The organism is Methylobacterium sp. 22177, assembly GCF_052045615.1.
GTDB classification, from domain to species: Bacteria; Pseudomonadota; Alphaproteobacteria; order Rhizobiales; family Beijerinckiaceae; genus Methylobacterium; species Methylobacterium radiotolerans.
The window spans coordinates 44,702-64,673 of the sequence record NZ_JBQEPK010000030.1 but is presented as its reverse complement, the minus strand read 5'-3'; the positions used below and the strand labels follow the sequence as shown (position 1 = coordinate 64,673).

At 72.9% G+C, this 19,972-nt stretch carries 16 protein-coding genes and 1 pseudogene; 15 read left to right on the top strand and 2 right to left on the bottom strand.

Annotated features, from left to right (window positions below; genetic code table 11):
* The first annotated feature begins 57 nt into the window (after window positions 1-57).
* The 15 genes from ACTJK8_RS22990 to ACTJK8_RS22920 all read left to right on the top strand — a co-directional run bounded on the left by ACTJK8_RS22990 (window position 58) and on the right by ACTJK8_RS22920 (window position 15,338).
* The gene (locus ACTJK8_RS22990; RefSeq protein WP_440762556.1) at window positions 58-1,449 is read left to right on the top strand and encodes a hypothetical protein; all 1,392 of its coding nucleotides are present in this window, start codon (window positions 58-60) and stop codon (window positions 1,447-1,449) included.
* A complete protein-coding gene (locus tag ACTJK8_RS22985) occupies window positions 1,446-1,970 on the top strand; it encodes a hypothetical protein (RefSeq protein WP_440762555.1) in 525 nt (174 codons plus the stop codon). The genes ACTJK8_RS22990 and ACTJK8_RS22985 overlap by 4 nt, the downstream gene beginning before the upstream one ends.
* A 64-nt stretch (window positions 1,971-2,034) precedes the next feature.
* A complete protein-coding gene (locus ACTJK8_RS22980) occupies window positions 2,035-3,165 on the top strand; it encodes a hypothetical protein (RefSeq protein ID WP_440762554.1) in 1,131 nt (376 codons plus the stop codon).
* 80 nt (window positions 3,166-3,245) lie between these two features.
* Window positions 3,246-4,232: a trypsin-like serine peptidase gene (locus tag ACTJK8_RS22975; protein ID WP_024829575.1), complete on the top strand. Its 987-nt coding sequence runs from the start codon at window positions 3,246-3,248 to the stop codon at window positions 4,230-4,232.
* 107 nt (window positions 4,233-4,339) lie between these two features.
* Window positions 4,340-5,149, top strand: coding sequence for an OmpA family protein (locus ACTJK8_RS22970; RefSeq protein WP_440762553.1), 810 nt, complete (start codon window positions 4,340-4,342; stop codon window positions 5,147-5,149).
* 44 nt (window positions 5,150-5,193) lie between these two features.
* Window positions 5,194-6,165 (top strand): hypothetical protein, encoded by a 972-nt coding sequence (locus tag ACTJK8_RS22965; protein WP_234740646.1) that lies wholly within the window; start codon window positions 5,194-5,196, stop codon window positions 6,163-6,165.
* 49 nt (window positions 6,166-6,214) lie between these two features.
* Window positions 6,215-7,222 carry a hypothetical protein gene (locus ACTJK8_RS22960; protein WP_053621113.1) on the top strand — a complete coding sequence of 336 codons (1,008 nt, stop codon included), beginning with the start codon at window positions 6,215-6,217 and terminating at the stop codon, window positions 7,220-7,222.
* A 35-nt stretch (window positions 7,223-7,257) separates the two neighbouring features.
* Window positions 7,258-7,995 carry a hypothetical protein gene (locus ACTJK8_RS22955; RefSeq protein ID WP_012319985.1) on the top strand — a complete coding sequence of 246 codons (738 nt, stop codon included), beginning with the start codon at window positions 7,258-7,260 and terminating at the stop codon, window positions 7,993-7,995.
* A 103-nt stretch (window positions 7,996-8,098) separates the two neighbouring features.
* A complete protein-coding gene (locus ACTJK8_RS22950; protein WP_059409804.1) occupies window positions 8,099-8,416 on the top strand; it encodes a hypothetical protein in 318 nt (105 codons plus the stop codon).
* Window positions 8,416-9,789, top strand: a complete 1,374-nt coding sequence (locus ACTJK8_RS22945) for a hypothetical protein (protein WP_287080658.1) — start codon at window positions 8,416-8,418, stop codon at window positions 9,787-9,789. The genes ACTJK8_RS22950 and ACTJK8_RS22945 overlap by 1 nt, the downstream gene beginning before the upstream one ends.
* Window positions 9,790-10,326: 537 nt before the next feature.
* Entirely contained in the window at window positions 10,327-10,749 is a 423-nt protein-coding gene (locus ACTJK8_RS22940) for a hypothetical protein (RefSeq protein WP_053621132.1), read from the top strand.
* 328 nt (window positions 10,750-11,077) lie between these two features.
* Window positions 11,078-11,302 (top strand): ribosome modulation factor, encoded by a 225-nt coding sequence (locus ACTJK8_RS22935; RefSeq protein ID WP_024829568.1) that lies wholly within the window; start codon window positions 11,078-11,080, stop codon window positions 11,300-11,302.
* A 164-nt stretch (window positions 11,303-11,466) separates the two neighbouring features.
* Window positions 11,467-13,542 (top strand): ATP-binding protein, encoded by a 2,076-nt coding sequence (locus ACTJK8_RS22930; RefSeq protein WP_059409803.1) that lies wholly within the window; start codon window positions 11,467-11,469, stop codon window positions 13,540-13,542.
* Window positions 13,543-13,552: 10 nt separating this feature from the next.
* The gene (locus tag ACTJK8_RS22925) at window positions 13,553-14,221 is read left to right on the top strand and encodes a response regulator transcription factor (protein WP_012319991.1); all 669 of its coding nucleotides are present in this window, start codon (window positions 13,553-13,555) and stop codon (window positions 14,219-14,221) included.
* Between the two features lie 124 nt (window positions 14,222-14,345).
* Window positions 14,346-15,338, top strand: a complete 993-nt coding sequence (locus ACTJK8_RS22920) for a DUF808 domain-containing protein (protein ID WP_012319992.1) — start codon at window positions 14,346-14,348, stop codon at window positions 15,336-15,338.
* Here ACTJK8_RS22920 and ACTJK8_RS22915 read toward each other — a convergent pair.
* Window positions 15,312-18,539 (bottom strand): annotated as a pseudogene (locus ACTJK8_RS22915) (efflux RND transporter permease subunit). The gene ACTJK8_RS22920 and the pseudogene ACTJK8_RS22915 overlap by 27 nt on opposite strands.
* 113 nt (window positions 18,540-18,652) lie before the next feature.
* Window positions 18,653-19,912 (bottom strand): efflux RND transporter periplasmic adaptor subunit, encoded by a 1,260-nt coding sequence (locus ACTJK8_RS22910; RefSeq protein WP_440762552.1) that lies wholly within the window; start codon window positions 19,910-19,912, stop codon window positions 18,653-18,655.
* Window positions 19,913-19,972: the final 60 nt, after the last annotated feature.

Sequence of the window (19,972 nt, the reverse complement as noted above, 5' to 3'; positions counted from 1 at the left end):
ATAAGGCGAATCGAACGATCCCAAGGGGTTGCGTGGCAGCCCGCGACCGGGAGGCGCATGACGGGCGGATACGACGAGCGCTGCGCGGCCGACCTCGCCAATGTCGGCGACGGCCGCGATCTCTCCCGCGCCGACCGTGCCTGGCTCGCCCGCGTGGTCACCGGTGCCGTGCGACCGAACCGCGACAAGCCCGTGTGGGACCTCGCCCACGCGCTCGCGGCTCTGGCCGGGGCGACCGGCGCCCGCGACGGGCGCGATCTCATCACCCTCGCCCTCGATCCGGGCCTCGCGCGACCGGCCGCCCTCGCGGCGCGGTTCGGCGGCGGCCCGGCCGTCGATGACCGCGGACCCGTGCTCGGCACCGCTTGGTCCACCAGCTGGGTCGGGCTCGCCCGGCTCCTCGCGCTCGCCGAGTTCGTGCTCACCGCCGAGGATCTGGCGCAGTTCGCCACCGTGGCGAGCTGGCTCGACGAACTCGCCGCCGCGCCTGACCCCGACAGCGCGGCCATCCTGGCCAAGCGCCTGGCCCGGCATCTCGCCGCCTACCGGACCGCCCACCTGCCGCTGGCGCCGCTGGAACGGCGCTTCCGGGCGCTGCTGACCTTCCTGGGCGGGCGCCGGTCCGTCACGGACGACGACATCCTGGATTTCTGGTGCACCGAGATGGCGACGGGCGAGCGGCCGGGCTTCCGTACGGTCGCGGAGCATTTCGTGACCTTCGAGGCGGCCGGCCACCTTCTCGACGGTCTCGAGGCCCTCTCGCCGCCCGCGGCCCTCGACGCTCACGAGGGCTGGGACGAGAGGCTGGACGCGGCACTGGGCGATCTCGCGGCCGCCGAGCCCGCCGCGGCGCTGGCGACCCTCCTGGCGGACTGGCCGGAGGGCCCGAAGATCCTCACTGGCGCCGAGCGAGAGGATCTGACCGACTTCCTGCGCCTCGAGCCCTACCACCGCACCCGCCCGCTGACGACGCTCAGGGCCGTGAGCTTCGGCCGGGTTCAGTCCGGCATCGCCAACCGCCTCCGCCGCGGCGGAGGCGGCGCCGACATCGCGGAGCGCGCGAGCTGTCTGGAGGCCGAGAGCTACGGCGCGTTGCGCGCGCGCGCGGGACTGCTCGCTGCCCATCTCACCCGGATGCTCCGCATCGCGGCGGCGCTCCGGATCGCCGACCGCGACGCGCTGCCCGAGGCGGTCCGATCCGCGCTGGAGGCCGCCGAGGCGGACCTGCACCGCGTCCGCCGCGCCGGCTTCGACGATCGGGAGGGTCTCTCGGCAGGCTTCGCCGCCGCGGAGCCAGCCTTGCTGCGCCTCGCCGAGGCGGCGGCCGACCTGAACCGGTCGCTCGACGGCCTCGCCCGCCAACGGCCGCTGGACGCGCTGTTCCCGGCGGATCGCGGCATCTTCGCGGTCGCGTTCGCGGCGGCCTATGCCGGGGAGGCCGCCGCGTGAGCGATGCGGCGCGGCTCCTCGCCGAGATCCACGCGGCCCGCGCGCTCGTGCGCGATGGCTTGCGCGATGCAGAGGCGAGCGCCCGGCCGGACCACGCGAGGCTCTGGGCCCACGCGACCCGGGCGCCGCACGGCCCCGCCGACCTCGCGACGGTACGGGCGATCCGCAGCGACCCCACGACCGGCCGCCGCTACAGGACGATGCTCGGCGCGCTGGCGCTGGCCCACGCGCCGCTCGCCGCGGCCGCCTCGGACGGCGCGATCGTCCGACGCCGGGTCGGCGCCTTCGCGCTGGAAATCCTGGAGGCCGCGGACGGCGCGCCGCCGCTCCTCGTCCTGCGCAGCGAGGCCGGGCAGATGCCGCGGGTGATCGAGGCGTGGCTCGACGACGAGACGGCACGGCTCGACCTCGGCGCGGCGACCGAGGGCGCGGTCGTGCTCGCCCTCGACCCTGCCGTGCCGGATGCGGCCCTCCTCGGCCGCATGCTGCGCGACCCGGCCTGCGCGGTGTTCCTGCTTTGACGAACCGGTGGGACAGGAGGCGGACCCGTCCGGGCCCGTCCGGGTCCGGATGGCCGGCTCGGGCATGACGCGTCCGGCCATCCTCGTCGTGGTGCCCACGACCCGCGGACCGCTGGTGCTGCGCGCGCTCAGGCCGCGCCCCGGCCTTCCAGCCCCGGCTGCCTTCGCGGACGGCGACTACCGGCCGCTACCCTGGTCGGCCGATTACGCGCGGCTCTGCGGTGCCGGCGGCCCGCTCGCCCGATGGATGGGCCGCCCGCCCGAGCCCCACGAGTTGCGGCTGTCGGGCTCCTTCGATGCCGGACGCTCCTGGGAAGTCCCGGTGTGCCTGGCGCACGGCCTCGTCGAGAGCGGCCACCCGCTGGCCGCGACACCGGCAGAGGCCGACCTCATCCTCTGGGCGACCGGCGCGGTCGATCTCGACCTCTCGGTCCTGCCCGGCGACTACGCGCTGCTCGACAAGATCGCGCGCTGCACCTCGCTGATCGCCGAGGCTCCGGGCGCCGCGCTGGCCGTCCTCCTGCCCGAGGGGCCGCAGCGCGCCGAGGCCGAGGCCGCCCTGAGGGAGCTCGGCCGAGACGTGAGGCTCCTGCCATCGGACAGCGTGCCCGCGGCCCTGGCCGGGCTGGCGGCCCCTCAGCGACCGCAGCAAGCCGCCGCCTCGCCGCCGCCGCGATGGCGACGTCTGGCGCTGCCGGCCGGCGCCGTCGCGGCGGCCGGCCTCGCCGGTGTGCTCGCTCTCGGTGCCACGAGGCCCGGCCCCGCGGGCGACCCGCGGCGCGACGCGCCGGCCGTTCCCGACGAGACGCCGGCCGGGACCGAAGCCCGGATCGCGCAGCGGGTCCACGTCGCGGAGCTGCGTGCCCCGGCGGGCTCCTCCTGCCGGCGCGTGGCCTTCGGGGCCGATCCGCCCGAGCGGCGTCCGGTGCGGGCGGAGTCGGGCGATCGCTTGGCCGCGAGCCGGCTCACGCCGGATCTGTGCGGGCTCGCCATCGGTGCGGAGCCGGGTCTGCGCGTGCAGGTCGGGGCGGAACTGCGCGACGCCGCCCTTCCCGCCATCCGGCTGGCGGACGGCACTCTCGGCTACTTCCTGCGCGAGGGCGCGCGGCAGAACCTCGTCTACACGGTCCAGGCCGTTCCGGAGGCCGGGGGCCCCGCGTCGGCCGGCCGTCTGGTCCACGCCCTGACGCGCTGATGGGAGCCCGACGTGTCCCGAATGCTGTCGATCGACGCCGCGAGCACCGGCCGGAGCCCCGCACCGCGAGGAGGGAGAGGATGATCTCGATCCGCCGGAAAGGCCCTCTCCTGCTGGGAACGGCCTGCGCGCTGATCGTGCTCGGCCGCGGCGACGCCGCGCGGGCGCAGAGTGTCGGCTTCGATCCCGCCGATTACGGCCGGGCGCAGCTGCCCCTGCGTCAGACGACCGGCGACGCGGCGGCCTATGTCGACCAGAACAAGGGCGCCTTCGAGCCGGTCAGCGAACTCGACCCGAAGGACGGCCTCGCGGCGCTCGCTCGGCCGATCGGCCGCGTCGACATCGTGCTCCAGAACGGCCGCACCGGTCAGCAGGTCGGTGCCTCCTGCACGGGGACGCTCCTGCCGGGCGACTACGTGCTGACCAACCACCACTGCCTGCCGCAATCGGGCGACCTGCACCCGGTCAAAGCGTCGATCCTGATGGACTACCTGACCCTTGACGGGAAGGGCTCCCGACGGTTCGAGATCGACCCGAAACCCGTCGAGTACGATGCGCGCCTCGACTTCGCCCTCGCCCGGGTCGCCGGCAATCCGACCGCGACCTACGGCGCCGCGCGGCTCTCGGGCGAGCCTGTGACAGCCAACCGCTCGATGCTGGTCATCCACCATCCCCTCGGGCGTCCGAAGGTGATGAGCCGCTTCCGCTGCTTCGCCGTGAAGGATCAGGCGGAGGGTCCGGACCTGCGCCACCGCTGCGACACCCTCGGCGGCTCTTCCGGGTCGCTGATGTTCGACGCGTCCGTCGCCGGCATCGCGCTCCACAAGGAGGGCGGCCTCGATCCGAAGGATCCGACGAGCTTCAACAGTGCGACCCGGCTCTCCGCCATCCTGGGCCGGAGCCCGATCCTCGCGCGGATCGCGGCGGCCCAGGGGCGACCGGTCGCCGCCGCCGATCCGGGGGGCAGGCCGGTCCCGCCCGCACCCGGCCCGGCGCCGCAGCCCAGGCCGGCGACCGACGGACCGCTCGATCCGGCCGGGATGAACGCCATCCTGCGGGGGCGCTGAGCGCCGTCGTTGAAAACCGCTCCGCCCGGTGACGGAAATCGCTCTGGGTCGACCATGAACGGGGTGAGAGGGGCCGCAGCGAGGCCCGGCATTCGGAGAGGGAAGCGATGCGGACCCACGATCTGCCACGCGCCGCGCGGACGCGCCTCGGCCGCTCGGGCCTGTTGCTCGCCATCGGCCTCGCTCTGGTCGTGCCCGCCCGGGCGAACCCGCTCACCGAGGTGCCGGGTGCCCGGGCCGCACAACCGGACGCGGCGGCCCCGCCGCCGGACCCGGTCGCGGACCGGGCGCAGGCCGAGGAGGCGCGGGCCACGAATCCGAGCGCCACCGCGATCATCCGGTCGCTGGCGCCGTTCGCGGACGGCGATCCGCGCGCACCCGCGCGTCCGCTGACGATCACCCCCGACGACGGCGGCCCGGCGGTGCGGGTCGTTCCCGCACGGGCGGTCGATCTCACCGTATTCTTCGCCTACGACAGCGCCCGCCTGACGCCGGAAGCCCGGATCCAGCTCGAACCGCTCGGTGAGGCCCTGCGCGCCCAGCCCCTGGCCGGCCACGCCTTCCTGATCGCCGGTCACACCGACGCCGCCGGCGGCCTCGCCTACAATCGCCGCCTCTCCCTGGCCAGGGCCCGCGCCGTGAAGGCGCATCTCGTCGAGACCTACGGCCTCGCGCCGGAGCGCCTGCGCGTCCACGGCTGGGGACCCGCGCGACCGAAGAATCCCGACGCGCCCCTGTCACGGGTGAACCGCAGGGTGGAGGTCAGCCTGATCGCGCCCGCCCGCAGCGGCGCCCTGCGCTTCGTCCTTCCGGTGGCGGATCACACCTGCACGGACTTGGCCGATCCGCGCCCGCGGACTGATCTCGACCTCGACGATTTCGGCGCGGCGCCGACGCCGCGTCCCTGCGCTGAATGAAGCCCGCCCCCCTCACCCGCGCTCCGATCACTGAGAGATCCGCGATGTCCTGGAGGATCCCGATGCCCCTCGTCCGCACCACGGCGTTCCGCGCTGCCTGCCTCGCCGTCCTGGCTTTCGGATCCACCTACGCGGCACCGGCCCGGGCACAGACCAAACCCAACATCGTCGTGATGGGCGAGGACGCCGACGAGGACGCGGTGCCGCGGGGCAACCGCATCTTCCAGCGGGTGATTCACGAACTGTCCGAGACGATGAACCTGCGCGGCTACAACGTCTACGACGAGACCGCCGTGGCGATGGGCTTCACCCAGGCCAACCGGGTGCGCCGTCGGGATGCCGAGCTGATCGAGGTGGCCCGCGCGGTCCAGAACCCGCCTCTCGACGTGGTGGCGGTGTTCCAGATCTACGCGTCGGCGTCGAAATCCGCCTACTCGGATATCGTCAGGCCGGAGATCCGTATCCCCGGCCGCCTCCTCAACGTCCGCACCGGCCAGTCGCTCGGGTCGTTCGAGGTGGCCGGGCTCCAGCTGCCGCCCCTGCCCCAGGGCTGCGACCGCGAATGCCTGCTCGAGCGCGTCGGCGCCGAGGCGAAGACCGTGGCCGCCGACGTCGCGGCCGCGCTCGCCGCGAAGCTCGACGGCGTCATCGCGCCCCGCCGCGGGGCCGACGCCGGCGCCGCGCCGCCCGACCCCGCGCCAATCGGCGGCGCCGTAACGGCGGCGCCCGGCGCAGAGGGCTGCGGGGGCCTGCCCAGCGCCTACGTCGTCCGTCTGAACGGCTTCTCGAACCAGGAGGTCCAGGCGGCCGAGGAGTACATGGCGGCCTTCCGCTGCTACGAGCACCACCGTCCGGTGCGCGCGAGCGGGGCCAGCACCGAGTACTGGTACGAGACCCGCTCCGATTCCGCCCGGCTCGGCCGGAACCTGCGCCTGATGCTGGAGCACATGAGCGCGCCGGGGCAGGTCCAGTTCTCGGGCAACACCTTCGTCATCAGCCGCGTGGCGACGCGGTAGCCGGTCTCACCGTCCCGCCCCTTCGTCCCCCCTGACCTGGAGGTTGACCATGTCGGTTCGCGAGCGCCTGCGCGGCGTCCTCTCCCGTCTTGGCCCGCGCCGACCGGCGCGGCGCGAATTGCTGGTCGGCTTGGTCGTGGCGCCGCTGGCGATCGCGGGACCGGCCCCGGAGGCCTGCGCCGATCCGGTCTTTCCGGCCGCCGGCGCCCTCGGCCTCACGCCGCCGGCCGGGATGAGCGTGAGCCGGCGCTTCGCCGGCTTCGAGCATCCGGCCGGCGCCTCGATCATCCTGGTCGAGATGCCGCCGGAAGCTTGGGACCAGATCAACGGCCGGTTCACGCCCGAGGCGCTGGCCGCCACGGGCTTCCGGGTGAAGGGCGGGGCGGAGACGCTGCCGGTCGCGGGCGGCGAGGGCTTCGTCCTGCGCGGCACCCAGCCCGCCAACGGCCTCACCTACGCGAAGTGGGTCGCCGTCGTGCGCGGTGCCCCGGGGACCGGGCTCGTCACCGTGCAGGTGCCCGAGAAGGCGGCCCGGCAGGTGCCCGCCGCGGCCGTCGAGGCGGCCCTCCGCACCATCGCGTTCCGGCCGAAGGCGGGCCTGACCGATCAGGTCGCGGCGCTGCCCTACACGGTCGGCGACATGGCGGGCTACCGTCCGGCCGCGGTCTTCGCGGGCAGCAGCCTGCTCCTCACCGAGGGCCCCAAAGACGTCGATCCCGAGCGCGAGCAGCCGGTGATCGTCGTCGCGCCGTCGCTCGGTCAGGCGCCGGTCCCATCGGGCGCGGAGGTCGCGGTCGCCCGCCGGCTGCTCGCGTCGCAGAAGGACTTCGCCGACGTGAAGGTCACCGACGAGGCGCGGTCCAGCCGCGGCGGGGCGGTAGTCGTGCGGCTGCGCGGAACCGGAACCGACACCAAGAGCGGCCGCGCCCTCGGCGTGACGCAGACGATGGTGTTCGACGGCAAGCGCTACCTGCGGGTTCTGGGCTTCGCCGACGCCGGTCGCACCGACGCCCTGGACCGGGCCGACCGCGTCGCCGCTTCGGTGGCGATGCGCTGACCGATCTCCGGCCCGAAATCGAAAGCGCTTGCCCGATGCGTCTCTCGCCCCTCGCTCCCTCGATCCTGCTCGCCACCCTCGCGCTGCTCGCGGGGCCGGCACATGCGGAAGAGAACGAGTGCCGGCGGCCACCGTCGCTGGCCTCAGGTCCGCCCCCGATCTTCGGACGGATCACCGCCCCGGGGCGCACGGCTTTCGTCAAGGACGGACTCGCCCGCGCCAACTGCCCGGACCCGAGCGCCGCCTGCCGCGAGCGCGCCTACCTGGTGACCGCCGATCCCGTCATTCTCGGCGAGCGGCGCGGCGCCTATGTCTGCGCCCACTATCGTGGCGCGGGCGACGATATGGGCCGGTCCGGCTGGCTCCCGGCCGAAGCTGTCGCCGTCGAGCCGTCGGGCACCGTCGCACCGGCGGATTGGCTCGGCACCTGGACCCGGCCGGAGGCGCGCATCCGCGTCACGCCGGGCGACAAGCCGGTCGACAAGCCGGGGATGCTCACTTTCGCGGGGGACGCGACATGGGGTGCCGGCGACCCGGAGCGGGTACGCCGCGGCGGGGTCCATATCGGCGAATTCGCCGGCACGGTCGCGCCGCAGGGCGACGCGGCGAGCTTCGCGGTCGGCGAGAGCGGGGCGCTGCCCGTCGAGACCGGGGACGCCTCCGACTGCAAGGTCTGGCTGCGCCGGGTCGGCCCCTGGCTGATCGTCGACGACAACCTCGCCTGCGGAGGGCTCAACGTCTCCTTCCGCGGCCTCTACCGCCGCCAGCCATGAGCGGCGCGGCGAGACGCGGCCGCCCCGGGCCCGCGCAGGATGCGTCGCGCGACCGGCCTCCGGATGCCTCGCGGACCGGCGCCTGTGTGCAGGACTCTGACCGATGAACATCCACAGCACGGCGCGGCCGAGCCCGTCCCGGCGACGCCGGCGCGTGATCCTCATCCTGTTGCTGATCACGTGGCTGCCGGTCCTGCCCTTCGCCCTCGGCCTCACGCTGACGAGCCTGACCGGATGCACGGTGAACGAGGCGGGCACGCACCCGTGCCCGGTAGCCGGACACGATATCGGCGACCTGCTCTACACGCTGACGATGACGGGCTGGCTGCTGATCCCATTCCTGCCCTTCATGGCCCTGACACTATTGCTCACCGGGCTGCAGGGCCTGCTGATGCTCCTCAAGGCGTGGCGGCGGCGATGATGCGACATGCGATTTGGCGCGCGGCCGCGCTGTTCGGCCTCGGGTTGTCAGCCGTCCCGCTGTCGAGCGTGGCGATAGCCGCGTCAGCGACGTCGGCACGGGCGCAGGCGGCCGAGGCGCAGGGTCCGGCCCTGCCCTACGCCTCCACGCCCGACCTGAGGGCCGCCACGGTGGTACGGGCGGTGCGCGACCAGCGCGCGGCGAACCCGATCGCCGCGGACGAGACGGCGCGGGAACTCGCCCGGCACGATTACGACTCCGTCTTCCGCGGCTTCCTCGACGGGACGCCCCTGCGGCCGGACGATGCGGGCGACGTGCTCACTGCCTTCATCGCCCTGCAATGGATGGTCGCCAACGACGCGACAATCGAGCCGAGCCCGTCGGCCCTGCGGGCGATCCGGAGCCGGTTCGTGGCCCCGATGGCGGAGCGGCCGCCCCTGTCCCAGCCGGCCGCGCGCGCAGCTTTCGCCGAGCAGGTCAAGCTGCGTGCCGTGCTCCACCATGCCGGCTGGCAGGCGGCCAAGCGGCTCGGCGTGCTGCCGCGCTTCCTCGCGGGCCTGTCCAAGGAGTTCATCCCGGTCGCGACGCTGCGGACCCTGGCGCTGACTGACGACGGGCTGGTGCCGAAGGACCGGGCCGGACGCGCGGGCCCGAAGCCGCCGTCGGCCGCGGAGAGCCCGGCCGCGCCGGCCGCGCCCGAACCCCCGCGGCACGCGGCCAACTGGGAATCGGTCGAGGGCGTGTACTTCCGGTCGACCACGGGATTCGGCGTCGGTGGTCTTATGACGATCGATTTCGAGCCGCTGATCTTTTTGCGCGACGGCACCTACTACGAGATCGACGACACCGCGCTGGAAGACGTGGACCTCGCCGCCGAGCGGGGCGCCCGACCCAAGCGGTTCGGGCGGTGGACCGCCAAGGGGGCCGGCTTCGTGCTGACGGACGGGCGCGGCCGTGCCAGCGACTACGCCCTCGGCGACGGCAGCTTCTTCCGGGCCTTCCCGGCCGCTTCGGGCGAGCGCGTGGCGCGGGCGTACCGGCGGCTGTCGGGCGGCGGCAACACCGCCCTGGGGGGCGACGTGGCGATCGCCGTGGAGAGCCGCTACGATTTCCACGCGGACGGGAGCTACGGCCGCGGCGGCTCGGTCGGCGCGACGAATTCCGGGGCCAGCACCGGGGTCGGCACGGCGATCGGCCGTCGGCGCGCGCCGGAGGGCGGCCACTACGCCCTCGATCGCCACACGCTCACGCTGATCACAGCGGATGGCCGGACCCGGCGCCTGTTCTTCGCCTACGGCTCCCAGAAGAATCCGCCCGAGATCGACCGCGAGATGATTTTCGTGGGCGACGCCGTCTTCAGCCCGGCGGACTGATCGAGGCGGCGGAGGACCGCCGCTCGGTCGGCGCGCGGCTCTCCGCAGGCGGAGCATCGGCGGATTCGGGTGTGAGTAGACCGCCCCCCAGCCGCGCCCAGTCCTCCAGCGTCCGTCCCCGGGCGACGTGCGGGCCCGAAACGACGGGTCGCGATGTCTGCGGCCCCGCCAGGCGTCCGTAGCGCCGGTACCAGGATCGCGCCCGCTGCACCGGCAGTCCCAACGCCTTCCTCATGCCGTCCCCCTCTGGCGCGAGCGCGAATGCCCACGGCCAAGCTAATCCAGGCCGGGCGCCCGGGCATGTCGGGCCGACCCTGACACGAATGCCGATCTCTCCGACTGCTGATCGGCCCGCGACGGCACAGATGAGGGTGCGGGGCAGCGACCGGCGGCGACCCGCCGACGGCCCCCTCAGGGGACGAGCGGTGGCCGGCGATGGCGGCCGGCATCGCCACCCCGACAGACCGCGCCGCGCGTCCGGATCCGGCATCGGGTCCGATCCGCGTGGACGTCCTTCACCGTCTCTGGAGCAGACCCATGAAACGTCTTGCGATCGCCCTCACGGCGCTGTCCAGCCTCGTCCTGTTCGCGCCGTCGAGTGAGGCGCGGCCCCACGGCCGCGGCTTCCATCATGGGCCCCACCATCTCGGCCACGGTGCCTGGAGGGGGCGACGCCACGGTTTGCACCGCCATCGGCATCACCGTCTCCACCGGCACTACCGGCGGCACCGTGGGTATCGCGGATACCGCGGCGTCCACTTCCGCCCCGCCGGCTACGGTTACCGGCCCTACGCGTATCGCTACGGTGGCTGGGGCAGTCACCGCGGGTTGGGTTTCGCGACCGGCGCCGGCCTGGGCCTCGCGGCGGGCGCCGCCCGCCCCGGTCTCTACGGTGCGGCCTACGGGCGGCCTTACGGCTACCGCTACGCACCGGCCGGCTACGGCTGCGCCTACTACTAGGCTGGCCGTCCGGTCCGCGAGACCGGGCCATCGCGGCTTCCCGGACAGCGTCCTGCGCCGAGCCGCGCCCGGTCGTCCTCGCGCCCGACGACGCGAGGATCTGATAGCCTTCCGCGCGGCATTCGGATGGATCGGCGCAAGTACCGCGAGGTCCGGTGCCCCTTTCGTGCAATGGTCAACCGATCATCGTTCCGACGCGTGTCGGGATAAGCCCGACACGCGTCGGTGTGAGCGATATCCCGGTTCGAAACAGCTTGCTCGGCTGTTCGATCTCGGCGCTTCTGACCGGGCGGGACATGCTCCCGAGCAGCCGGAGAGATCAGCGCCCATGCTCATGGACATCGTCAAACAGGGCGCCCGCGCGCGCTCCGTCGGTCGGCCCCGCGATGCCTGTCCGTATCCGGGCGAGTCGCGCGAGCGCCGGGCCTGGTTCGAGGGCTACGACGGCTCATCGTGGGCGGTGGCGACGCGGATGCCGCACCCGGCCCGGATGCTGCCCGGATCGACCCTCTGCGACGGCAATGCCGCGTCCGACTCCGCATCCCCGGCCTGACGGCGGGGCGACTTTCCCGTAGGAGAGCGGGGGACTTCCAAGGCGATGCGGTGATTGGGGAGGCGGGCGACGATGCGCTCGGGACGGCGCGGTAGGGTGGTCAGGCCGTCCGAGCGATGGGCGGCAGGTGCGGACCGACGCGCAGCGTGCCCGCACACGGACGCATGACCGTCCGACCCCGCGACGCCATCCGGGGGCCCGAGCCCCAGCTCAGCCGCGGCAGCCGCCGCACCTTCGTCGCCCTCGCCCTCGCGGCCGCGATTCCCGTCCTGCTGCTGAGCGGCTGGGTCGCGACGCTGATGGCGCAGCAGCAGCGCGACCTCGCCCGAAACGCCGCCGTCGCCAGCGCGACACGGGTTGCCGAGCGCGTCGCCTCCGACATCGCTGCCCAGATCGCTGTCCTCGAGGCCGAGGCCGCCTCCGCGACCCTCGACCGGCCGGACCTCGCGGCCTTCTACGCCGAGGCCGAGCGGCTCAGGCAGGCGCACCCCCTCTGGGAGACGGTGGAGCTCGCCCGACCGGACGGCGCTCAGATCGTCAACCTGCTCCGCTCCCTCGAGGAGGAACTCGGACCGACCTCGGACCGGACGAGCTTCGACGCGGTGGTGCGCACGCGGCAGCCGGTGATCGGCGGGATCGGCCCGGCCGGCTCGATCTCGGGCAAGCGCCTCGTGGCCCTGCGCGTGCCGGTCATCCGCGACGGCACGCTGCGCTACGTCCTGTCGATCCGGCTCGCCACCAACGCGGTGAGTTCGATCCTGCGCGACGCCGGCGCCCCCGAGGGCTGGGTCGGCACCATCGTGGACGCGGAGGGCAATACGATCGCCCGGACCCGGGCCGAGGTGGAGGAACTCGGCCACCCGGCGAACCCGGCGCTGCAGGCGGCCATCCGGCACGCCCCCAACGGCTTCTACACCGGACCGACGCTGGAAGGCGCGGATGTCGAGGTGGTCTACCGGACGTTGAAGCATACCGGCGGCTGGTCAGTGCATTTCGGCATGCCGGTCGCGACGCTCAACGCGCCGGTGTCGCGGTCCTACGTCGTGCTGGGCGGCGGCAGCTTCGTCAGCATCGGCCTCGCCCTCGCACTGGTGGGACTGGTCGGCCGAGACATGGCGCAGCGCAGGGCGGGCGAGCAAGCCCGGTTCTCCCTCGCCCTCCGCTCCAGCGAGGAGCAGGGCGCCGTGGCCGCCGAGGCCGCGGAACTCGGCACGCTGCGCTGGGACACGGTCGCGCACCGGGTCACCGGCTCGGCCCGCGCGGCCGACCTCCTCGGGTGGACGGCGGCCGCGGAGGGGCGCGACAGCGATGTGGACGCCGACACCGTCCTGCAGGCTGTCGATCCCGAGGATCGCGGGCGCCTGAGCGAGGCCCTGCACCGGAGCCTCGCCGAGGACACCCCGCTCGACGTCGAGTTCCGCGTGATCCAGGGTGATGGGGACCCGCGCTGGGTGCGGGTCGCCGGCCGCGTGCCGCAGCTCCACGAGCATACTCCGGCCGGGCTGATCTACGGCGTGGTGTCGGACATCGAGCCGCGCAAGCGCGCGGAGGCCGAGCGCTTCGCGCTGCTGCGCCGCCTCGGCGAGGCCCAGGAGAACGAGCAGCGCCGGATCGCCCGCGAACTGCACGACCAAGTCGGCCAGACGGTGACCGGCCTGTCGCTGGGCCTCAAGAGCATGGAGCGGCTCCTGGCACGCGGGGCCACGGCCGAGGCCGGCCGGCAGGTGGAGTGGCTGCAATCCCTCGCCGGCGAGATCGGTCGCGACATCCACCGGGCCGCCGTCGACCTGCGGCCGACCGCCCTCGACGATCTCGGCCTGCGCGAGGCCCTGGCCACCCTGCTGCGCGACTGGAGCCAGCGGCACGGGATCCGCGCGGATCTGGAATTCCTGAGCGAGGCGACCCGGCTGCCGGCCGCGATCGAGACCGCCGTCTACCGGATCGTGCAGGAGGCACTCACGAACGTCCTCAAGCACGCCCGGGCCGCGAGCGTCAGCGTCTCGCTGGAGAAGCGTCCGGGCGAGATGCGGGTCGTCATCGAGGATGACGGCATCGGCTTCGTCACCGAGGACCTGCGCGAGCGCGCCATCGGCGAGACACCGGCCAAGTTGCGGCTCGGCCTGTCGGGCATCCGCGAGCGGCTGTCGCTCCTGAGCGGGACCCTCACGCTGGAATCGTCTCCGGGCATCGGCACGACGCTGTTCGTCACCATCCCGATCCCGCACCATCCCGAGACCTGAGGAGAAGCGCATGACGGACCGCATCCGCGTCGCCCTGGCCGACGACCACCCCATCGTCCTCGCGGGGATCCGGACGCTCCTGAACGCCGACCCGGAGATCGAGCTGGTCGGCGAGGCCACCAGCGGCAGCGAGGCGCTGCCGATGATCCACGCCGCGGACCCGGACGTCGCCGTGGTCGACGTCTCGATGCCGGGTCTCAACGGCCTGGAGCTCACCGAGCGCGTCGCCGGGTCGTGCCCGCGGACGCGCGTGCTGGTGCTGACGGTCCACGAGGACGCGGCCTACGTCCAGCCGTTGCTCAAGGCGGGGGCCCGGGGCTACCTCCTCAAGCGCTCGGCCGCGGAGGACCTGCTCCGCGCGGTCCGCGCCGTCGCGGCGGGCGGGATCTACCTCGACCCCTCGGTGGCGAGCCACGCCATGGCGCATCCCGCGACCCCGACTCAGGGCGGGGACACCGAGCCGTCGGCCGAGGCCCTGAGCCCGCGCGAGACCGACGTGCTCCGGCTGATCGCGCAGGGATTCAGCAACAAGGAGATCGCGCGGCGCTTCGATCTCAGCGTCAAGTCCATCGAGACCTACAAGGCGCGGGCCGCCGAGAAGCTGGGCCTGCGCACGCGCGCGGAGATCATCCGCTACGCCGCCGCGCACGGATGGCTCGACGCCCTGGCGCTCCGCTAGGCCCGAGCGAGCGTCGGCAGGATCGTCCCGCCGAAGGTCGGGCGCGCCGAATTTCATCCGTCAGGGATCAAATCCTCCCGCGGATCGTCTCTCTGGCGGACCGGTCACGGATGAGGGGAGACGGGTGAGCGTCGGATTGATCGCCCTGCTGGACGATGTTGCCTTCATGGTCAGGGCCGCGGCGGCCTCCCTCGACGACGTCGCCGGCCAAGCGGCGCGGGCCGGCACCAAGGCCGCCGGCGTCGTCATCGACGACGCGGCCGTGACGCCGCGCTACGTCGTCGGCTTCGCCGCGGAGCGCGAACTGCCGATCGTCGGCCGGATCGCCCTCGGGTCGCTGCGCAACAAGATCCTCTTCTTGCTGCCGGGTGCCCTGGCGCTCAGCGCCTTCGCCCCCTGGGCGATCACGCCGCTCCTCATGCTGGGCGGCGCATACCTGAGCTTCGAGGGCGCCGAGAAGGTCTACGAGGCCGTGTTCGCCCATCACGGGCACGGCGACGAGGCGGACCAGGAGGGTGGCGCCGGCGGCGATCAGGCCCGCGAAGACCGCCGCGTGGCGAGCGCCATCAAGACCGACTTCATCCTCTCGGCCGAGATCATGGCCATCACCCTCGCGGCGCTGCCGGAGGGCAGCTTCTGGATGCGCGCGGCGGTGCTGGCCATCGTCGCCGTCGGCATCACCGCGGGCGTCTACGGTGTGGTCGCGCTGATCGTGAAGGCCGACGATGCCGGTCTCGCCCTCGCCCGCAGCACCGCCGGCCCGCCGGTCGGAAATCTCATCCGCGGGCTCGGCCGCGGCGTGGTCAGGGGCATGCCGATCCTGCTCACGATCCTGGCGATCATCGGGACGGCGGCGATGATCTGGGTCGGCGGCGGGATCCTCATGCACGGGCTCGAGGCCTACGGCCTGTCGGCGCCGGCCCACGCCGCCCACGCGATGGCGGAGGCCGCTGCGGCGCGCGTGCCGTTCGCCGCGGGCCTCGTCGCGTGGCTCGTCACCGCGACGGTGTCGGGCGTGATCGGGCTGGTCGTCGGCGGAGCCCTGATCCCGCTGACGACCTTCGTGCTGGCGCCGGCGTGGCGGGCCCTGTCAGGCCTGTGGCAGCGGCGCGCCTGACGGAAGGCCGTGATCGGGAGCCGCCGGGACCGGCGCGGTCGTCCCTGCGGGAGTGCCGTGGTGCTTGAGCGGCCTGTTGCCGCTCAGACGACGCAGCAGCACGTAGAAGACCGGCGTCAGGAACAGCCCGAAGGCGGTCACGCCGATCATGCCGGAGAACACCGCGACGCCCATCGCGCGGCGCATCTCCGATCCGGCGCCGGTCGCGGTGACCAGCGGCAGCACGCCCATGATGAAGGCCATCGACGTCATGAGGATCGGCCGCAGCCGGAGGCGGCTCGCCTCGATCGCCGCCTGGAGCGGGGTCCGCCCGGCGAACTCGAGCTCGCGCGCGAATTCCACGATCAGGATGGCGTTCTTGGCCGAGAGCCCGACGAGCACGATCAGGCCGATCTGCGTGAACACGTTGTTGTCGCCCGCCGACAGCCACACGCCGAACATGGCGGCGAGCAGGCCCATCGGCACGATCAGCAGGATGGCGAGCGGCAGGGCGAGGCTCTCGTACTGCGCGGCGAGCACGAGGAAGACCAGGAGCAGCGCCAGCGGGAAGACCCAGATCCCGGAATTGCCCGCGATGAACTCCTGGTACGTGAGATCCGTCCACTCGAAGGCGAAGCCCCGCGGCAGCGTCTCGGCCGCGATCCGCGTCGCAGCCGCCTGGGCCTGGCCCGACGAGTATCCGGGCGCCGCGCCGGCGTTGATGTCGGCGGACAGGAAGCCGTTGTAGCGCATGGCCCGCTCCGGTCCGGCGCTCTGGCGGACGCGCAGCAGGGCGGAGAGCGGCACCATCTCGCCCGAACCGGCCCGGACCTTCAGGAGGCCGACGTCGTCAGATCGGGCCCGGAACGGGGCGTCGGCCTGGACGCGCACCGAGTAGGTGCGGCCGAACTTGTTGAAGTCGTTCACGTAGAGCGAGCCGAGATAGATCTGCAGCGTGTCGAAGACGTCCGTCACCGGGATGTTGAGCTGACGTGCCTTCGTCCGGTCGATGTCGGCGAAGAGCTGCGGCACGTTCATCTGGAAGCTCGAGAACAGACCGACGAGTTCCGGTGCCTGGGCGGCCTTGGCCATGAACGCCTTGGTGGCGTCGTTCAGCGCCTCGTAGCCGAGGCCGGCGCGGTCCTCGATCTGCAGCTTGAAGCCGCCGATCGTCCCGAGGCCGTTGACCGGCGGCGGCGGGAACATCGCGATGAAGGCCTCGGGGATCGCGGCATACTTCTTGTTCAGCGACTGCGCGATCGCCGCCCCGTTGAGGGACGGGTCCTTGCGCTCGTCGAACGGCTTCAGCGTCGAGAACACGATCCCCGAGTTGGAACTGTTGGTGAAGCCGTTGATCGAGAGGCCCGGGAAGGCGACGGCGCTCTCGACGCCGGGCTCCTTGAGGGCGATCTCGCTCATGCGGCGGATGACCTCCTCCGTCCGGTCGAGGGTCGCGCCGTCGGGCAGCTGCGCGAAACCCACGAGGTACTGCTTGTCCTGCCCGGGCACGAAGCCGCCCGGGATCTGGCGGAACAGGCCGCCGGTCAGTCCGACCAGCAGGACGTAGAGGACCATCATCACGGTCTTGCGCGACACCGCGAAGCCGACGCCGCGGCCGTAGCCGTCCGAGGCCCGCCCGAAGGCGCGGTTGAACCGGCGGAAGAACTACCCGAGGAGCCGGTCGAGGACGCGGGTCAGGCGATCCTTCGGCGCGTGGTGGTCCTTCAGCAGCAGCGCCGACAGCGCCGGCGAGAGGGTCAGCGAGTTGATCGCCGAGATCACCGTCGAGATCGCGATGGTCAGGGCGAACTGCTTGTAGAACTGGCCGGTCAGCCCGCTGATGAAGGCCAGCGGCACGAAGACAGCGACGAGCACGAGGGCGATGGCGATGATCGGGCCCGAGACCTCGCGCATGGCCTGGTAGCTGGCCTCCCGCGGGGACAGGCCGCTCTCGATATTGCGCTCGACGTTCTCGACCACCACGATCGCGTCGTCGACGACGATGCCGATGGCGAGCACCAGGCCGAACAGGCTCAGCGCGTTGATCGAGAATCCGAAGACGTGCATCACCGCGAAGGTGCCGACAATGGAGACCGGCACGGCGAGCAGCGGGATGATCGACGCCCGCCACGTCTGCAGGAACAGGATCACCACCAGCACGACGAGGGCGATGGCCTCCAGCAGCGTGTGGATCACGGCCTCGATGGAGGCGCGCACGAACTGCGTCGGGTCGTAGACGATCTGGTAATCGACGCCCTCCGGCATGGTCCGCTTGATCTCCGCCATGGTGCGGCGGACCTCGTCCGAGATCTGGATCGCGTTCGAGCCCGGCGATTGGGAGATCGGGATCGCCACCGCCGACTTGTTGTCGAGGAGCGAGCGCAGGGCGTAGTCGGAGGCGCCGAGCTCGATCCGCGCGACGTCGCGCAGGCGGGTGATCGCGCCGTCGGTGCCGGTCTTGACCACGATGTCGCCGAACTGCTCCTCGCTGCTCAGGCGTCCCTCGGCGTTGAGCGAGAGCTGCAGGTCGAGGCCCGGGACGGCCGGCGACGCGCCGATCACGCCGGCCGCGGCCTCCACGTTCTGGGCCTGGATCTCGCGCACGACGTCGCCCGCGGACAGGCCGTGCTCGGCCACCTTCTGCGGGTCGAGCCAGATCCGCATCGCGTAGTCGCCGGAGCCGAAGAGCTGGACCTGGCCGACGCCGTCGAGCCGGGCCAGGCGGTCCTTGATGTTCAGCACCGCGTAGTTGCGCAGGTAGGTCATGTCGTAGCGCCCGTTCGGCGACACGAGATGCACGACCATCGTTAGGTCGGGGGAGCTCTTCACCGTGACGATGCCCAGCTGGCGCACCACGGCCGGCAGGCGCGGCTCGGCCTGCGAGACGCGGTTCTGGACGAGCTGCTGCGCCTTGTCGGGATCGGTGCCCAGCCGGAAGGTGACGGTCAGGGTCATGATGCCGTCGGTCGTGGCCTGGCTCGACATGTAGAGCATGCCCTCGACGCCGTTGATCTGCTCCTCGATCGGCGTCGCCACGGTCTCGACGATCACCTTGGGATTGGCGCCCGGGAAGGTGGCGCGGACGACCACGGAGGGCGGGACCACGTCCGGGTACTCGGAGATCGGCATCGCGAAGAGCGAGAGCAGGCCGCCGATGAAGATGAGCATCGAGAGCACGCCCGCGAAGATCGGGCGGTCGATGAAGAACTTGGAGAGATTCATGCCGCCCTCCGAGGGCGCGAGGCAGGGGCGTCCCGGCGGCCGTAGGCGGCCGCCGTCATCGTCGCGTCGGTGATCTGACTCGGGGGAAGGGAGGCGCGCCCGAGCGGCTTCCGTCAGCGCTGGGCGAGCTTGCGCGGTCCGGACCCGCTGTCCTGCGGCCGCGCTCCCATCGCCACGGGCTCGGGGCTCAGGAGTGTCCCGGGACGGACGCGCTGCAGGCCGTTGACCACGATGCGCTCGCCGCCCGACAGGCCGGAGGTGACCACGCGGAGTCCGTCGACGGCTCGACCGAGGGTCACGGCGCGGAACTCGGCCCGGTTGTCCGCCCCTACCGCGAGCACGAACTTCTTGTCCTGATCGGTGCCGACGGCCCGTTCGTCGACGAGGACGAGGCGTTCCGGAGCGGCCTGACCGAGGCGCATCCGCGCGAACTGGCCCGGGATCAGGCGGCCGTCACCGTTGGAGAAGGTCGCGCGCACGCGGACCGTGCCGCTGCGCGCATCGACCTTGTTGTCGATGAACTGGAGATGCCCGCTGGCGCGCGCGCCGTCGGCGGTCGCCATCTCGACGGGGATGAGGCCGAGCTTGCCGCGCCGGCCGCCCGGCTCGGCGACCGAGGCCAGCGCCTTCAGGACCACGCCCTCGTCGGCGTCGAAGCTGGCGTAGACGGGATCGACCGAGACCAGCGTGGTCAGCACGGCGGCCGCCGCGCCCGTCGCCACGAGGTTGCCCGGCGTGATCTCGCGGCGGCCGACGCGGCCGCTCACCGCAGCCCGCACCTGCGTGTAGCCGAGGTTGAGGCGCGCGGCCTCCAGCGCCGCCTTCGCCGCGTCGAGGCTCGCCCGAGCCTCCTTGAACGCGTTGGCCCGGACGTCGAGGTCGCGTGCCGTAACGATGTGCTGATCCGACAGCTTCTGCCCACGCTCGAGGTCGCTCGCCGTCAGGCCGACGCGCGCCTCGGCGCCCGCGACCTGGGCCTCGAGCCTCTGGACCTCGGCCGCGTAGGGCGCGGGGTCGATGGTCACCAGCAGGTCCCCGGCCTTGACCAGCTCGCCTTCGGCGAAATGCGTGGCCAGGATCGCACCGCCGACCCGGGCGCGCACGTCGATGCGTTCGACCGCTTCCAGGCGCCCCGAGAACTCGTCCCAGAGGATGACGTCGCGCGGCTCGACGGTCGCGACCGCGGCCGGCATCGCCACCTCGGCCGGTGGCGTCGCGGCGATGGCCGCGGTTCCTCGGATCAGCGTCCCCGGTACGAGAGCGTAGGCAGCGCCCGCCAGAAGTGCGATGGCGAGACCGCCGGCGGCGAAGCGCCGGACGGGGAGAGGACCGCGAGAGGGATGACGCTGAGGTTCCACGAGCGACTCCGACATCTGTACAGGTCGCTACACATGTCGGCATGGACGCGGGGCGTCAAGTGACTTATCTACCAC

What these genes read in the sequence shown, in the direction of transcription:
- ACTJK8_RS22990 (WP_440762556.1), top strand. Translation starts at nt 58, where the DNA reads ATGACGGGCGGATACGACGAGCGCTGCGCGGCCGACCTCGCCAATGTC.
- ACTJK8_RS22980 (WP_440762554.1), top strand. Translation starts at nt 2,035, where the DNA reads ATGACGCGTCCGGCCATCCTCGTCGTGGTGCCCACGACCCGCGGACCG.
- ACTJK8_RS22975 (WP_024829575.1), top strand. Translation starts at nt 3,246, where the DNA reads ATGATCTCGATCCGCCGGAAAGGCCCTCTCCTGCTGGGAACGGCCTGC.
- ACTJK8_RS22970 (WP_440762553.1), top strand. Translation starts at nt 4,340, where the DNA reads ATGCGGACCCACGATCTGCCACGCGCCGCGCGGACGCGCCTCGGCCGC.
- ACTJK8_RS22965 (WP_234740646.1), top strand. Translation starts at nt 5,194, where the DNA reads ATGTCCTGGAGGATCCCGATGCCCCTCGTCCGCACCACGGCGTTCCGC.
- ACTJK8_RS22960 (WP_053621113.1), top strand. Translation starts at nt 6,215, where the DNA reads ATGTCGGTTCGCGAGCGCCTGCGCGGCGTCCTCTCCCGTCTTGGCCCG.
- ACTJK8_RS22955 (WP_012319985.1), top strand. Translation starts at nt 7,258, where the DNA reads ATGCGTCTCTCGCCCCTCGCTCCCTCGATCCTGCTCGCCACCCTCGCG.
- ACTJK8_RS22950 (WP_059409804.1), top strand. Translation starts at nt 8,099, where the DNA reads ATGAACATCCACAGCACGGCGCGGCCGAGCCCGTCCCGGCGACGCCGG.
- ACTJK8_RS22945 (WP_287080658.1), top strand. Translation starts at nt 8,416, where the DNA reads ATGCGACATGCGATTTGGCGCGCGGCCGCGCTGTTCGGCCTCGGGTTG.
- ACTJK8_RS22940 (WP_053621132.1), top strand. Translation starts at nt 10,327, where the DNA reads ATGAAACGTCTTGCGATCGCCCTCACGGCGCTGTCCAGCCTCGTCCTG.
- ACTJK8_RS22935 (WP_024829568.1), top strand. Translation starts at nt 11,078, where the DNA reads ATGCTCATGGACATCGTCAAACAGGGCGCCCGCGCGCGCTCCGTCGGT.
- ACTJK8_RS22930 (WP_059409803.1), top strand. Translation starts at nt 11,467, where the DNA reads ATGACCGTCCGACCCCGCGACGCCATCCGGGGGCCCGAGCCCCAGCTC.
- ACTJK8_RS22925 (WP_012319991.1), top strand. Translation starts at nt 13,553, where the DNA reads ATGACGGACCGCATCCGCGTCGCCCTGGCCGACGACCACCCCATCGTC.
- ACTJK8_RS22910 (WP_440762552.1), bottom strand. Translation starts at nt 19,912, where the DNA reads ATGTCGGAGTCGCTCGTGGAACCTCAGCGTCATCCCTCTCGCGGTCCT.